11 protein-coding genes are annotated in these 15,849 nt (G+C 57.4%); 7 read left to right on the top strand and 4 right to left on the bottom strand.

Going from position 1 to position 15,849, the window contains the following annotated elements; all coding sequences use genetic code 11:
- Nucleotides 1-47 precede the first annotated feature (47 nt).
- Nucleotides 48-3,437 (top strand): SNF2 helicase associated domain-containing protein, encoded by a 3,390-nt coding sequence (locus HRQ60_RS08995; protein ID WP_172195475.1) that lies wholly within the window; start codon nt 48-50, stop codon nt 3,435-3,437.
- Between the two features lie 348 nt (nt 3,438-3,785).
- On the opposite strand, the gene HRQ60_RS08990 is transcribed toward HRQ60_RS08995, so the two are convergent.
- Together HRQ60_RS08990 and HRQ60_RS08985 are read right to left on the bottom strand one after the other, a co-directional pair.
- Nucleotides 3,786-5,498: a methyl-accepting chemotaxis protein gene (locus HRQ60_RS08990; RefSeq protein ID WP_172195474.1), complete on the bottom strand. Its 1,713-nt coding sequence runs from the start codon at nt 5,496-5,498 to the stop codon at nt 3,786-3,788.
- A 242-nt stretch (nt 5,499-5,740) separates the two neighbouring features.
- Nucleotides 5,741-6,751 (bottom strand): Gfo/Idh/MocA family protein, encoded by a 1,011-nt coding sequence (locus tag HRQ60_RS08985; RefSeq protein ID WP_172195473.1) that lies wholly within the window; start codon nt 6,749-6,751, stop codon nt 5,741-5,743.
- 139 nt (nt 6,752-6,890) lie between these two features.
- Between HRQ60_RS08985 and HRQ60_RS08980 the strand changes: the two genes are divergently transcribed.
- Nucleotides 6,891-7,499: a hypothetical protein gene (locus HRQ60_RS08980; RefSeq protein ID WP_172195472.1), complete on the top strand. Its 609-nt coding sequence runs from the start codon at nt 6,891-6,893 to the stop codon at nt 7,497-7,499.
- A gap of 165 nt (nt 7,500-7,664) precedes the next feature.
- Nucleotides 7,665-8,516: a MurR/RpiR family transcriptional regulator gene (locus tag HRQ60_RS08975; RefSeq protein ID WP_172195471.1), complete on the top strand. Its 852-nt coding sequence runs from the start codon at nt 7,665-7,667 to the stop codon at nt 8,514-8,516.
- A gap of 107 nt (nt 8,517-8,623) precedes the next feature.
- Here the strand turns inward: HRQ60_RS08975 and HRQ60_RS08970 are convergent, their stop codons facing one another.
- Nucleotides 8,624-10,810, bottom strand: a complete 2,187-nt coding sequence (locus tag HRQ60_RS08970) for an ATP-dependent Clp protease ATP-binding subunit (protein WP_172195470.1) — start codon at nt 10,808-10,810, stop codon at nt 8,624-8,626.
- 306 nt (nt 10,811-11,116) lie between these two features.
- Between HRQ60_RS08970 and HRQ60_RS08965 the strand changes: the two genes are divergently transcribed.
- From HRQ60_RS08965 to HRQ60_RS08950, 4 genes are all read left to right on the top strand, one after another.
- Complete coding sequence (locus tag HRQ60_RS08965) at nt 11,117-11,929, top strand: MerR family transcriptional regulator (RefSeq protein ID WP_172195469.1); 813 nt, start codon at nt 11,117-11,119, stop codon at nt 11,927-11,929.
- Nucleotides 11,916-12,683, top strand: a complete 768-nt coding sequence (locus HRQ60_RS08960; protein ID WP_172195468.1) for a GNAT family N-acetyltransferase — start codon at nt 11,916-11,918, stop codon at nt 12,681-12,683. The genes HRQ60_RS08965 and HRQ60_RS08960 overlap by 14 nt, the downstream gene beginning before the upstream one ends.
- Nucleotides 12,684-12,686: 3 nt before the next feature.
- Nucleotides 12,687-13,727: an alpha/beta hydrolase family protein gene (locus HRQ60_RS08955; protein ID WP_172195467.1), complete on the top strand. Its 1,041-nt coding sequence runs from the start codon at nt 12,687-12,689 to the stop codon at nt 13,725-13,727.
- Between the two features lie 65 nt (nt 13,728-13,792).
- Complete coding sequence (locus HRQ60_RS08950) at nt 13,793-14,296, top strand: NUDIX hydrolase (protein ID WP_172195466.1); 504 nt, start codon at nt 13,793-13,795, stop codon at nt 14,294-14,296.
- Nucleotides 14,297-14,351: 55 nt separating this feature from the next.
- Here the strand turns inward: HRQ60_RS08950 and HRQ60_RS08945 are convergent, their stop codons facing one another.
- Nucleotides 14,352-15,827, bottom strand: a complete 1,476-nt coding sequence (locus HRQ60_RS08945) for a glycoside hydrolase family 1 protein (RefSeq protein WP_172195465.1) — start codon at nt 15,825-15,827, stop codon at nt 14,352-14,354.
- Nucleotides 15,828-15,849: the final 22 nt, after the last annotated feature.

The raw sequence follows: 15,849 nt of genomic DNA, 5'->3' as shown, positions 1-15,849 counted from the left end.
GAAAAGCCTTGAGAGAGCGAGCATCGGAAGAGCGGTGGAACGAAAAGATGATCAAATCGTTGTGCGGGGCAGGTCCCTATCGCAAAGGCGAGACTCTGTTTCGAGCGGGCAAAGTGGAGCTAAGCCGGCTGCCCGAAGAAGGCCCCGGCGTATACGAGGCTTTTGTCCGCGACGGAGAACTTCTGCATATCACGATACGCTTCGGAGCGGACGACGGGTTATTTGCGGAATGCGAATGTTCGGCGGGATTCGCTTTCGATCGCAGCTGCAAGCATACGGCCGCGGCTCTGCTGCAGCTGCTGCATCTGCGTAGGGAAGGCAAGCCGCCGGGAGCCCTTCAAAAAAGCGAAGACGATTCCGCGCAGGCCGAAGAGGAAAAAGGAGATCGGACAGGCGATTTCCCGTTCCTTCCGGAACATACGGAAATGCCGCCCGCAGCTGCCCGGACTCCGCAAACCGTTCGATCCGGATCCGCCGATGCCGACCGTCCCGAAGACCGGCTGGTCGGCCGCGTCATGGATTTGTTCCGTCAGCAGCCGAGAGCGCTGGCCGGCTCGCGTTCGATCTTCGAGTCGCGGCGGGAGCTGACGGCGGAATTCCGGATCTCGCCTTATCCGCACGGACCGCGCCGGGGACTGCTCGGTATCGAACTGCGGGTAGGCTTCGAACGGACGTATGCCGTGCCGGATATCCGGGAGTTTCTGGTCCGATTCGAACGGGGCGAAATCTATACGTTCTCGCGCCATTTCACGTACGATCCGGCGCGCGACTGCTTCGGTCTGCGCGACGATGCCGTGCTGCTGCGGTTGGCCGAGATTCGGCGCAGCGAGAAGATGCAGCGCGCTTCCGCGGGTGCGCTGTATACGGGCGAGATCGGCGATCCTCCGTCGCTGCCGCTGCCGCCGCACGCCTGGGACGGACTGTTTCCGCTGCTCGAAGCGGCCCCTTTGTCATCGATTCGAAGCGGCAGCCATACCTATCCCGGTGTGGAACTTTCAAGCGATCCGCTGCCGCTGCGCTTCGAGTTCGAACGACGCGGGGCAGAGGACCGATCGCTGCGTATGACCGCACGCGGTATGGCCGATACGCTGGTGCTGGAATCGTACGGACTGACGCTGCATGCGGGACAGTTTTACCGGTTGGGGACCGCGGAAGCCCGCCGTTTGGCCGATCTGCAGCAGATTCTGCGCATGGAAGAAGAATCGGGAGGCGAGGCGGAACGCGTGACGATTCCCGAAGCGCAGGTCGAAGCTTTTATGGAAAGGGTTGTACCGGGCCTGATGAAACTCGGCGACGTCTTCATGGATCACAGCGTATCCGATCAGGTGGTGCGGATTCCGCTCGAAGCCCGCATTTATCTGGACCGGGTGGCCGATCGCCTGCTTGCCGGATTGGAATTCCAATACGGCGATATCGCGATCAATCCTCTTGAGCGCGGAGGAGACCGGCGCGGGGAGAGCCGTATTCTGATTCGCGAAGGCGGCAAAGAACTGCAGATCCTCGAATTGATGGAAAATGCGGGCTTTACCCGGACGGAGAGCGGCTATTATATGCAGGAAGAAGAGCGGGAATTCGTTTTTTTGCATACGATTGTTCCGCATCTCGAACGGCTGGCGAAAGTGTACGCGACCACGTCCGTCAAGGAACGGGTGATCCGCGTCAATCCGCCGCCCAAGATCGCGGCGAACTTTGACGAACGCACCAATTGGCTGGAATTCCGCTTCGAGATCGACGGAATTCCCGAAGCGGAAATCCGCGAGACTCTCGCGGCTCTGCAGGACAAACGCAAATATTACCGGCTGCGCAGCGGGGCTCTGCTGCCGCTGGAGACGCAGGCTTTCCGTACACTGTTGGAGTTTCTGAACGGAAACCGCCCTTATCTGTCCGAAGAAGATTCGGCTGCATTTCGTCTGCCGGCTGCGGAAGGACTGCATCTGCTGGCCGAAGCATCCGGCACGGCAGACAGCCTGATCCGGGCCGATCGCGGACTGCGGCGGCTGCTGGACAGCCTGCGCAGTCCCGACCTGCTGGATTTCCCTGTGCCGGAATCGATGCTTCCGGTGCTGCGCGATTATCAGCAGACCGGCTACCGCTGGCTGAAGACGCTGGCGCATTACCGGCTCGGCGGCGTACTCGCCGACGACATGGGGCTGGGCAAGACGGTGCAGAGCATCGCCTATCTGCTATCGGTGCTGCCGGAGATCCGGCAGGACGGCCGCCCTGCCCTGGTCGTCGCACCGGCTTCGCTGCTCTACAATTGGCGCAGCGAACTGGAACGCTTCGCGCCGCAGATCCGCGCCGCGGTCGCCGACGGCACCAAGGCCGAACGCGAAGCGGTGCTCCGCCTGGCCGGAAGCGGGGAGACGGATGTGCTGATCGTCTCCTATCCGCTGCTGCGCCGGGATCTGGCGCAGTATGAGCGCCTGGATCTGCACACGCTGGTGCTCGACGAAGCCCAGGCGATCAAGAATCCCGACACGCAGACGGCCCGTGCGGTCAAAGCGCTGCGTGCCGGCTTCCGCTTCGCGCTGACCGGCACGCCGATCGAGAACTCGCTCGAAGAGCTGCGCTCCGTATTCGATTCGGTCCTGCCGGGGCTGTATCCCGACCGCAGAAAGTTTGCGGAACTGACGCGCGAACAGATCGCGAAGCGGGCGCGTCCGTTTCTGCTGCGCCGGCTCAAGTCGGACGTACTGGGCGAGCTGCCGGAGAAGATCGAGTCGATTCGGGTGACCGAACTGCTGCCCGAACAGAAAAAGCTTTATGCGGCCCATTTGGCGAAGCTGCGCTACGAGACGCTGGAGCATTTGGACAACAGCGAAGAACTCGGCCGCAGCCGGATACAATTTCTGGCCGGGTTGACCCGGCTGCGCCAGATCTGCTGTCATCCTGCGCTGTTCGTAGACGATTACGCCGGCCGGTCGGCCAAATTCGAGCAGCTGCTGGAGACCCTGGAAGAATGCCGACGCGCCGGCCGGCGCGTCTTGGTCTTCTCCCAGTTTACCGAGATGTTGGGCCTGATCCGGCGGGAACTGGGATACCGCGAGATGCCGTTTTTGTATCTGGACGGCAGCACGCCTCCCAGAGAGCGGGTCGAACTGTGCGATCGGTTCAATGAAGGCGAGCCGGACATTTTCCTGATCTCGCTCAAAGCCGGAGGCACCGGACTCAATCTGACCGGAGCGGATACCGTTATTCTCTACGACCTCTGGTGGAACCCCGCCGTGGAACGTCAGGCCGAAGACCGGGCGCACCGGATGGGACAGACGAAGGTGGTCCAGGTAATCCGCCTGGTCGCCAAAGGCACGGTCGAAGAGAAGATGCACGAACTTCAGCGGAAAAAGACAGCTTTGATCGACGACGTCATCCGTCCCGGCGAAGACAGCATCACCTCGCTGACCGATGCCGACCTGCTCGATCTGCTGAATACGGACTAACAAAAAGGACGGCGCATAAACGCGCCGTCCTCAGGCTGTCGAGAAAGTCCTATTCGTTTAGTAAGCTCGTCGGCTGCGGGAGAAATTCGTTCCGGTCGCGTGTTGAAATCGGGAAAAAGGATTGGATTTTAGCGGAATTTTCCCGATTAACGGTGCAAGTTCATATCCTGATTTTGGATGAACTTGCACCACAAAGGCGAACACTATCGTTCCTACACTGAATTTCTCCCTCCGCCTCCTTGCTTCTCTCGGAATCAGACTTTCTCGACACGTTGAGGACGGCGCATAAACGCGCCGTCCTTTTTGTTGATTCGGTTGAGAGCTATTCGCTTGGCAAAAGGGCCGCGATCAGATCTTGAAGCGTTCGATCGAGGTTTGCAGGTCTTGGGCCAGTTTGCTGAGATAAGCGGCGGAACCGGTCACTTCCTGGACGGAAGCGAGCTGTTCTTCGGTGGCGGCTGCCACGCTTTGAGCCATGTCTTTGGAACCCCCGGCAATTGCGGCGGACGATTCTACGGTAGCCAGCACCTGTTCCGAGCTTGCGGACATCTGCTCGGTTACGGCGGAGACTTCATGCAGCTGTACGGACAGATTGCGCGTGCTGCTCATGATTCCGTCGAATACGCGGGAAACGTCGTTCATGACGACCCGGCCGTTCTCCGCCTGATTGCGGCTGAGCTCCATACTTTGGAACGCGATTTTGGTCTCCGATTGAATATCATGGATAAGGCTTGAGACGCTGGATGAAGATTCCTGGGTTTGTTCGGCCAACTTTTTCACTTCGGCCGCGACGACGGCGAATCCGCGGCCTTCTTCGCCGGCCCGGGCTGCTTCGATGGCCGCGTTCAGCGACAGCAGGCTGGTCTGATCGGCAATCGCTTTGATGGTATCCGTAATTTCGCCGATACTGGTCGATTTTTCGTTCAGCGAAGTGACGACTTCGGACAGGCTTCCGATCGAGCGGTGGATTTGTTCCATTTCGCGAATAGCTTCTTCCAGCTTGCGATGGCCCTGCATAACATTGGCTTCCGAATCTTGGGAATCCGATGCCAATTCGGTTGCCGACTCGGCAATCCGCTGAATTCCTACGTTCATTTCTTCCATCGTGCGGCTCATCTCGACGGTGCCGCGCGCCTGGGACTCGGTTCCGTCGCTGATATCCTGAATCTGCGAAGAAATATGTTCCGTGGCTTGGGCACTTTGTTCGGAACTTGCGAGCAGCTGCTCCGAACTTGACGCGAGCGTCACGGCATTTTCCGAAATTTGCTTGACCAAGGCGCCCAGCGATTCGACCATCGTGTTGTAAGAACGGGTCAGGGCGCCGGCTTCGTCTTTGTACAAGTGAGTGCCGACGGCTGTGAAGTCTCCCTCCGCCGCCTGCTGCATCAAACCCTGAAGTTTGCGAATCGGGCCGGTAATCGAGCGGATAATGAACAGCGAGAGCAGGACCATGACAATAACTGCCGCAGTTACACTGGCGACACTAACCGTTTTTGACAAAGCTCCGGCCTGGATATTTTCTTCGTTGCTCTGCTTCGCAGCGGCTTCGGCCAGATCGGCCAGCTGGTTGTACAGCGCTTCAGTTTCGTTCTTTTTGGGCTCCAGTTTATTGAGGTAAAGTTGGTACGCTTCGGCATTGCGATTTTCCAAAGCGATTTCTGCGACTTCGTCTTGGAGCGCGCGGACTTCTTTGCGAGAACCCAGGATCGTGTCGTAAATGGTCTGCTCTTCCGCATTCAGTGCGAAATCTCCGTACGAGGTAAGAAGTTTGGAATTCCTATCGGAAGTTTCTTGGAAATGCTTGTTGAGCTCGGTGTTTTTATCCGGATCTTGATTGATCATGAGCTGCAGGATGTCGTTCATGATGCTATTGAAATTGGTCATGACCTGGTTGATCGATTTGACTTTCATCAGGCTTTCTTGGTACATGGCGCGCGAATTGACTGTCATCTGATTGACGTATACAAAACTGACCGTACCGATCAGCAGCAGAAATACGATAGCCGCCGCATTCAAAATGAAAAGCTTGGAACGAAGCTTGAGGTTGCGAAATACAGTCATCTTGTCACTCTCCATTGTTTTAAAATAGGTCGATCCGCAGGCTAACCCGTGCAAACTGCCGGATTTATTCTCTTATGTCATATTTATCAGCATATCCGGGTAACGGGTTAGCGAGGGAGATAGGAGGTTTTTCTTAATTTTGCGAAACGGAGCGGACTGTTTTTTGGAATCCGGCTATGCAAAAAAAACGCCGATTGGCGTCCTTTTCACAAAAACAGTATTCTTTAGGGTTTATCCGCTTGTCATCGGTCTGCATCAAAAGGGGAAGTCCGATCCGCACCGAAGGCGATGCCTGCGTCCAAGCGGGCCTGTTCGGCCACTTCCATGACGAGAACGGAACGACGCAGGGCTTCCAGGCCCTGTTCCCACTGGCCCCCGTGGTATATGGCGGCGAACGCCCGGAACTCTTGGCTCATATGATTGTCCGGCACGTCGAACGTAAACGTTTCTTCGCGGTCTTTCGTTTGGAGGGTGACCGAACTGCACAGATTGGGCGGACCGTTTACCCGGATCCTGCCGTTTTCGCCTTGAATGACCGTGAAGCATTCGCCGTCGGAGTCTTTTGCCGCGCAGCAGACGGCCGCGAATCCGCTGTACGCCAGCGTCAATATGCCGGATGTGTCGATGCCGTTGTGGCCGATATTGCCGATATAACGGGCTTCATTCGGGCGCCCGAACAGTCCGATCGCCGTATGCAGATTATAAATGTTCAGATCGTACAGCGCTCCCCCGGCAAGCGCCGGATCGAAAGCGGGCCGTACGCTGCCGTTCAGATAATCGCTGTAGCGTCCGGAACGTTTGGAGAAGCTGCTCTGCACAAGGCGGATCGGCGCGATCTGCGGCAGCAGCTCGCGGACGTGCAAATAATCCGGTGAATACGGAGTAACCACGGCTTCGAACACATACAGGGCACGGCTTTCCGCCAGACGCAGCAGCTCCCGGGCTTCTGCCGCCGTAGAGGTGAACGGTTTCTCGACGAGGACATGCTTGCCCGCTTCGAGCGCTTTTTGGGCATACCGATAGTGCAGACTGTTGACGATGCCGATATAGACGAATTCGACCGCCGGATCGGCCAGCATCCGCTCGTAGTCCGTATACACGGTGTCGATCCCGAAAGATTCGGCCAATTCTTTTCCCGCCGCAAGACTCTGCTCGCGTACGCAGATGGCGGTGACGTCAATCTCTTCGATAGGCCGCAGGGCATCCAGTGCCACCCGTACGATCATGCCGCTGCCGGTGATTCCAATTTTCATCAGGTGTTCCTCTTTTCCAAGAATGGGTGTAGGACTGTCATACTTGCGCAAGCGCTCCCGTCTAATCTATTGAAGGAACGGTCGGCCCGATTTGAACGGCCGTCTGCGTTCCCAATCCCCTATAGAGGAGTGTTTTCCCATGAAATCCATCCGTAAAATAGTCGCGCTGACCGCTTCCGTGATTCTGGCCGCACCGTTCGTTTCTCCCGACTCCGGTTTGTTCGCAAATCGGGCCCAAGCCGCGGTGCAAGCCGACTCTTCCACATCCGCATCCGTCGGCTCGCGTCCGGCGACCCAATCCTTTGCCCTTATGATCAAAGGGAAGAACGTGACCCGCAAAGCCCAATTAAAGCAAGGAAACGGCTATTCGCTGTATGTGGCCGGAGGATATACGTTCAGTCCCGCGAAAAACAAGCTGTACCTGACCGATTATCCGGCCTACCAAGCGCAGATCGAACCGCTGCCGGCGGGATTCGATATCGACAAGCTGCGTAAGCAGGGCCAAACGGAATTGAAAAAGTACGGCAAAGTCAACAGCTATGCAAACGATCAATTGTTCGAAAGCCCGATGGCTTCGGCGGATCTTTTTTTGCAGACAAGCGGCACGAAAGGCATTCATAACTACATCGTCTGGACGTCGGCAAAAGGGGATTCGTATCTGCTGCGCATCCACGTACCGGAAAGCGGATTTGCCGGAACGTTTAATCTGATCGCTTCGACGTCGTTGTCCACCCTTTTGCGGAACTGACCTATAAGGTCCTGGGGCCGCATGCCTATTATAGACGCTGCCAAACGATTGTAGAGTGGAGCGGCGGACATTATAATTAAGGTACAAATGAACGGCTCCGCCTCCGGTTTGTGTGTACTTGAGGTACAGGCCAAGCCGGAATCGGTACGGGAAAAGAGGGAATCCATGCTGCTTGAAAAACTGCGCCGCGCCGAAGGGTTGTCCGGGAGCGAACAAGAGATCGCGAAGTTTATACTCGAACAGCGGGAAGAGGTGCTGGGCATGACGATCCGTCAATTGTCCGAAGCAGCGTATGCGTCGAACCCGACCGTTGTGCGCTTATGCCGGAAGCTCGGAGTCAGCGGGTTTCGCGAATTGAAGATTGTGCTGGCTTCGGAGTTCGAGCGCACGGCCGGCCGGGAAACCGTCGATGCCAATCTGCCTTTTCGGACCCGGGAAACGTCGCAGACCATAGCCGCGAGGATGGCGGAACTGACCCAGGCGACGGTCCGGGAAGCGGGAGAGATGCTGGGCGGAGAAGACCTGGATGCCGCCGCGACGATGCTCGATCGGGCACGCGGCATCTATCTGTTCGCGACGGGCGATTCGATGGTGCGGGCGCTTGGTTTTCAGGGCAAGCTGCTGAAGATCAACCGTCCGGTGCAGATCAGCAATCTGATGCAGGAGCAGGGTTACCATGCCTATAATGCTTCGGCCGGAGACTGCGCCGTGTTTCTCACGTATCACGGCCGTCAATCCGGATATACGGAATATGCGGCAGGGATGAAGGAAAAAGGGGTAGATCTGATTGCGATTACCGCCAACAGCGAAGGAAGCCTGGCGAAGCTCTGCGACGTCGTGCTGCCGCTGCCGATCAGCGAAGAACCGATCCGGAAAATTGGAACGTTCTCTTCCCAGATTGCGATCGATTATGTGCTGAATGTGCTGTATGCGTGCGTCTTCAATCTCCAGTACGAAGACAATTTCGAGATCAAGCAGTCGGCGCAGGCTTATGTGGAGCGGATCCATCCGCTGTAAGCGTCCGTCGGCGCAAAAAAAAGCTGTTCCCTAACCGGGTACCGGTTAGGGAACAGCTTTTTGGTATACAGCGGCAGGCTGCTGGGCAGGGCGCTGGTTTATCGAATTTACATTTCTTTGCGGAGGACGGCGGACAGCTCTGCCGGAGCGTCGTCAGCGCGGCTCACGCGAATATGCTCTTCGTCCAGCGCAACGCGGACAGCCGTCACTTCTTCTTCGTCCAGCAGCAGATCGGTAATACCGTCTTCGACATGCTGCTGAATCATGCGGCGGAGAGGGCGGGCGCCGAAAGCCGGATCGTAGCCGAGTTCCGCCAGTTTGCGTTTGGCTTCGTCCGTCACTTCGAGTGAGATGCCGCGCGTCGACAGATTGGCCGAGATCTCGCCGAGCATATTGTCAACAATCACGATCAGATCTTGTTCCTTGAGCGAAGCGAACGGTACGATGCTGTCGAACCGGTTCAGGAACTCCGGACGGAAGTAACTGCCGAGCGAGCCGAGAATCGAACGCGTTTCGTCGGTCTTCGCCGTGAAGCCCATCGTGATCTTCTTCTCAGCGGCCGAGCCGGCATTGGAGGTCATGATGATGACCGTATCTTTGAAGCTGACCGTACGGCCTTGGCTGTCGGTCAGGCGGCCGTCTTCCATCACCTGGAGGAACATATGCTGCACATCCGGGTGGGCTTTCTCGATCTCGTCGAGCAGGATGATGCTGTACGGATTGCGGCGGACTTTCTCCGTCAGCTGTCCGGCTTCTTCATGACCGACGTAGCCCGGAGGCGAGCCGATCAGTTTGGACACGGAATGGCGTTCCATGTATTCGCTCATGTCGAGGCGGATCATCGATTCGCTGCTGCCGAACAGCTCGTCCGCGAGCGCTTTGGACAGTTCGGTTTTGCCGACGCCGGTCGGTCCGACGAACAGGAAGGATGCGATCGGTTTGCCGCTGCTGCGCAGTCCGGCCCGTCCGCGGCGAACCGCTTTGGACACTTTGTCTACAGCTTCGGTTTGACCGATGACGCGGTTCTCCAGACGAGCGGACAGATTTTTCATTTTGCCGCGTTCGTCCGCCTGCAGTTTGCCGACCGGAATACCGGTTTTGCGTTCGATGATCGCTTGAATATCTTCGACGGATACTTCAAGCACTTCTTCGCCGGAAGGTTCGCCGCCGAGACGTTTGTTCAAGGCGGTTTCTTCGTCGCGCAGTTTGGCGGCGCGTTCGTAGTCTTCTTCTCGGGCAGCGGCGTCTTTCTCCAGTTTGATCTGCTCGAGGCGGGCCTGGATCTCGTCGCTGCCGCCGGTGGAAGCGCGCAGGTTCAGCTTGGCGCCGGATTCGTCGAGCAGGTCGATCGCTTTGTCGGGCAGGAAGCGGTCCTGCACGTAGCGGCTCGACAAACGCACGCAGGCTTCAAGCGTTTCGTCGGAATAGCGGACGCCGTGGAACTGCTCGTATTTCGGACGCAGTCCCTGAAGGATCAGGAACGTTTCTTCGGCGGTCGGTTCGTTGACCATGACCGGCTGGAAGCGGCGTTCAAGCGCGGCGTCTTTCTCGATATGGCGGTATTCCTTCAGCGTGGTGGCGCCGATGACCTGAAGTTCGCCGCGTGCGAGTACCGGCTTGAGGATATTGCCCGCGTCCATGGAGCCTTCCGCGGAACCCGCGCCGACAAGCAGGTGAATCTCGTCGATGAACAGCAGGATATTCTGGCGCTGTTCCAGTTCGGCGATCAGCTGTTTGACCTTTTCTTCGAATTGTCCGCGGATGCCGGTTCCGGCGACCAGAGAAGCCACGTCCAGCGAATAGACTTCTTTGTTCAGCAGCTTCGAAGGCACCCGGCCTTCGGTGATCCGCAGCGCCAGTCCTTCGGCGATCGCGGTCTTGCCGACGCCCGGCTCCCCGATCAGTACCGGATTGTTCTTGTTCCGGCGGTTGAGGATCTCGATAACGCGGTCGATTTCTTCATCGCGGCCGATGACGGTATCGATCTTGCCGTCCCGCGCGGCATCGTTCAGATTGCGTCCCAACTGGTCCAGCAGGCCGCCGCGTTTGCCGCCCTGAGCGGAAGACTGCGGACGCTGCGAAGCGCCGTTCGACGCTTGATTCGACTGCATGAAGCCGCGGAACATTTCTTCGAACGAAGACGGACCGGAAGCACCGAATCCTGCCGTGAACGGCACCCCGCCGTTTACTTTGGCATAGCAGTCTTCGCAGAGAAACATTTTCTCGGATTTATTGTTAACGGTGAGGCTGAGACCGACGGTCGCTTGATTCTGGTTACAGTGTTGACAGCGCATGAAGGCATGCCCCTTTCAGGTTTGAGTTTGAAGTAAATAGGGAAGTGAAAGTCAAAGGGTGAAGCGAACGAAGATCGGAATTGAACAGACTCGAAAGGTTCTTTTCAAGGGAAAAGTTTGATCTTTCGCTCTGACTTTGACTTTCTTTGACCTTATTATACCGCAATAAAAAGCAGAGTCAATAGTTTTTCGGTTATTTTTAGTAAGTTTATTGTGAAAGGTGGGATAGGCTTTGAAAAAGGCTTGACCTTGGGTCTGACCCAACCTTTATAGTGAAAGCAGAAGGTCAGCGAAAGGGGTCCGAACATGAGCGACTTTTTGAGTATTCGGGAGTTTGCCAAGATGATGGGCGTATCGATTCATCAAGTACGTTATTTCGAGGAAAAAGGACTGCTGCTTCCCGCTTATGTCGAGCCAAACGGATACCGCCGCTACGGGACCGGCGAAATGTACCGGCTGGCGCATATTCTGCTGCTGCGCGAGCTGGATGTTCCCGTGGCGGAAGCCGGCCGGGCACTAAGCGAATACGGAGAGGAAGAATACGAAGAACTGATCGGAGCTTCGCTTAAGCGGGTTCGCGGAGAAATCGCCAGGCTGCAGCGGCTGGAACGATTTACGGAGGAACTGCTGCAGGAACGAAACCGGAGCAGAATCCCGGAGGCCGAGGGAGAGCTGAAGTTTCGTACGCTGCGGCGGCTGCGGCGCTGGGTGACGCTTGCTGCGGACGGACAGGGGCCGACGGCAAGAGAACTGTTGGAGGCGTCCGAACGTCCGGAGCGTTTGTTCGAGACGGATTTGTTCTATATAAGGCAGGGGCGCGGCACGGCTATGTATTTCGAGACGGCAGACAGCGATCCGGGCCAAAAGGATGATCTGCTGCTGGAAGAAGGGTTGTACTGGTGCGAGGCTTTTGCGGCGGAGGACGACAACGAGGTCGAGCTTCGGATCGAAGCGGCCTGTGGGCAGGTCCGCGAACGGTTCGGCCTGCAGCCGGACAGACTTATGCTGAAGGAGAAATCCTATCTTTCCCTGTTCGGCGGCGAAGCCGTGCAGGTGGAGCTGGAGATTCCCGTCGGAGCGCGGAAGGGCCGGGAGGAATCCGACGATGGAAACGAATAAACCGTCTGACGGCAGGGAAGCAGGGCTGTCTGCAACGATCCCGACCGGATGTAAGCTTCTCCGCCGCGAATCCGGTCCCGGAGACCCGCCGGCGATGCCGCGGATTCGGATTGCGGCCTGCGACGCCCGGAGCCACGAAGAGATCTGCGCCTTGTTGGCCGAAGCTTTTCACGCCAAGTTCCATACGCTGCTGCGTCTGGATCATCGGCGTACGGCGCAGCTGCTCGAGCGGGCCTGGCCGTTTGAACAGACGAACGGAACGCGGCAGTTTGGCTTGTTTGACGAAAGTTCCCTACCGGAGGACGGAGGAACGCCGCTCGGCACGATCGCACTCAAATGGCAGCCGGACAGCCTCAAGGGCGGCAGGCAGGACGGTGTCAAACAACCGGAACTGCGGCCTCTGCTGCGGGAATTCGGACCGGTCGCCGGACTGAGGTTTGCAGTCGGGATGGCGGTACTCGCTTACGAACCTCCGGCGGGAGAATGTTATATCGAACATCTTGGCGTACGGCCGGACTGCCAGGGCCATGGATTCGGAAGGCTGCTGCTGGAACACGCTGCGGATTTTGCCGAAAAAGTCGGATCGGGCAGCTTGTCGCTGCATGTGTCGCAGCGGAGCGAAGCCGCAGTCCGGCTGTACGAGAAAGCCGGCTTCGAATCCGTGCGCACCGAACGGCGGAGGTTGTGCGGGTATCTTTTGGGGGAGCCGCAGTGGCGGTTTATGATTCGCGGAATAAGAAAAGAGGAGACCTGAAGCATGAAGAAAACCGGGAAAAAGAAGCTGTGGATCGCAGGCGCTTCCCTGCTGCTTGTCTTGGCGGCGCTTGCGGTCTGGGCGGTCGTTGGAAATACGTACCGTATGGACGAACGTCCGGTCGTGATCGAGACGCCGGAAGGCCGTCTGACCGGCACGCTTGCCCTGCCGAAATCGCCGGACGGCCCGGTGGGGCTTATCGTGTTCGTACATGGCGACGGCCCGACGAATTCGACTTACGACGATGGATATAAGCCGCTGTGGGAAGCTTTTGCCGCGGAAGGCTACGCGTCGCTGTCGCTCGACAAACGCGGAGTAGGCGGTTCGGAAGGGGATTGGCTGGATCAGGATATGGAAGACCGGGCACAAGACACGCGGCTCGCGATCGAATGGGCGCGTTCACAGCCTGACATAGACCGCTCGAGAATCGGTCTATGGGGTGCCAGCCAAGCGGGTTGGGTGATTCCGAAGATTGTGCGGGACGAGCCGGAGCTGGCATTCAGCATTCTGGTCGCACCGGCGGTGAACTGGATCGAACAAGGGCGTTACCACACGCGGCGGACGATGGAGCGCAGCGGATCTTCGGCGGAAGAAATCGCGGCGGCCGAGCGGAAGAACGCCGACGTGCTGAAGCTGCTGCGGCGCGGGGCTTCTTACAAAGAATATCTGCGGGAAGCCGATTTGAAGGCAGCGGAAGCTTTATCAAAAGAACGCTGGACATTCATTTTGAACAATTTCGAGTCGGATTCCACCGCCGAATTGTCCGCATTCAAACATCCCGTGCATCTGGTGCTCGGCGGACAGGATCTCAATGTCGACTCCGAGGATACCGAAGCGGTCTACCGGGCTCATATCCCGAAGGAGCTGCTGAGCGTGACACGGCTGCCGGAAGCCGATCACTCGATGCTCAAACGCGGCTTGGCCGAGTCGGAGACGCTGATGACCCTCACCGCGATCTGGATGCCGAGAAAACTGTTCGACGACGGATATTTGAGCGATATGCGGCAGTTTTTGCGTACAATGGAAAAAACACAAACCAACTAAAGCAAAAAGTATGCCGGCCGGAAGAGCGGCGGCATACTTTTAGGAAGCGGGAAGGACCGATTAAAATGGGAAGTCTGTTTAAGCGGGTCAGCGTAGTGCATACTTTTTTGATTCAAGAAGGAAACATCCTGCTGCTCAAGCGTCAAAATACAGGGCATCAAGATGGACAATACGGTCTTCCCGCGGGCAAAATGGAGGCGGGCGAACAAGCTCTCGACGCCGCACTGCGCGAAGTATACGAAGAATGCGGCGTACAAATCCGGCGTGAAGATTTACGAATGACCGGGGTCATGCAGATCGGCGCGTCGGAACCAAGTCAAGACGAACGAATCGACTTTTTTTTCGAAGCGGAACGCTGGAGCGGAACCCCCGTCAATTGTGAACCGGACAAATGCTCGGAGCTGGCCTGGTTTCCTGCCGAACTTCTGCCTGGAAATACGATACCGTTCGTGCGGGAAGCTTGGAATCGTGCGCGTCGGGGCGAATGGTACGGAAGTTTCGCGATGGACAAAAACCTCCCGGTCGAATCGGGTCAAGAACTTATGGATCCGGGGAGAAGCCTGGAGTAGACGAAAGACTGCTGAACCCGCGAGGCCTGTCCGTTCCGGCTCGGCGACCAATCCGTTAGCGGGCTGACTCCTGTTCAAGCTTCAGCGTTTCGCCGCCGCTTGCGATGACCTGCTTGTACCAATAGAAGCTGTCTTTGCGGGAACGGTTCAGCGTGCCGCGGCCTTCGTTGTCTTTATCGACATGGATAAAGCCGTAGCGCTTCTTCATCTCGCCGGTGCCGGCGCTGACCAGGTCGATACAGCCCCAGGGGGTGTAGCCGATCAGGTCGACGCCGTCGATAATCGCTTCTTTCATTTCTTTGATATGCTCGCGCAGGTATTCGATCCGGTAATCGTCGTGGATCGAACCGTCCGCTTCTACCGTATCCACCGCGCCGAGGCCGTTCTCGACGACCATCATTGGCAGCCGATAGCGGTTGTACACGTTGTTGAGCACCCAGCGCAGGCCCTGCGGATCGATCTGCCATTCCCAGGCGCTCGCTTTGAGGTACGGATTTTTGAGACCCATCGACATATTGCCGCCGATTTTCTCCTGCTCCGGATCGGCGCTGACGCAGACGGACGAATAGTAGCTGAACGTGTAGAAGTCGACCGTGCCTTCGAGCAGCGTTTGTTCATCGCCTTCTTCGAAGACAAGCTCTACGCCTTTTTCCGCAAAATAACGCTTGGCGAAGCCCGGATATTGTCCGCGCACCTGCACGTCGCCGCACAGGAAGTTGCCGATATTGTCTTTTTGCTGCGCGAGCAGCACGTCGGCCGGATCGCTCGTCAGCGGGTAGGCGCACATATAGGCGATCATGCAGCCGATCTTGAAGTCGGGATCGATGGAATGACCCAGCTTGACCGCTTTGGCGCTGGCGACGAATTGATGGTGGAGCGCCTGAAAGCGGGCTTGATCGGTGCTGGAATCCGGATTCGTCAGCTCCATGCCGCCTTCCGGAATCATCGCACCGGCCAGGAATGTGCCGAGAGGCATAGTCAGGATATTGATCTCGTTAAAGGTCAGCCAGTATTTGACGATCCCTTTGTAGCGCTTGAACAGCGTCTCGCAGTAATGGACGTAGAAGTCGACCAGGCGGCGGTTCGACCAGCCGTTGTAATTCTTCGCCAGCGCGAACGGGGCTTCGTAGTGCGAGATCGTGACCAGAGGCTCAATGCCGTGTTTGCGAAGCTCGGCGAATACGCGGTCATAGAACTTCAAGCCTTCTTCATTCGGCTCCGTCTCGTCTCCGTTCGGGAAGATGCGGCTCCAGGCGATCGAGAGGCGGAACACTTTGAAGCCCATTTCGCCCAGCAGCGCAATATCCTCGGCATAGCGATGATAGAAGTCGACGGCTTCGTGGCTCGGATAATTTTCGCTTGGCAGCAGCTCCGTCGTGATACGGCGCGGCACCGTATGCGTGCCGGCCGTCATCATATCCGCGGTGCTCGGTCCTTTGCCGCCTTCGTTATAACCCCCTTCAAGCTGGTTGGCTGCGGTTGCGCCTCCCCACAGGAAGCCTTCGGGAAAACCGGTCGGAATCTTGTTCATGTTGTTCCTCCTTAATCGATTT

The organism is Saccharibacillus qingshengii (assembly GCF_013185195.1).
In the GTDB taxonomy this organism is placed as follows: Bacteria; Bacillota; Bacilli; order Paenibacillales; family Paenibacillaceae; genus Saccharibacillus; species Saccharibacillus qingshengii.
This window is presented reverse-complemented; position numbering and strand designations above follow the sequence as displayed.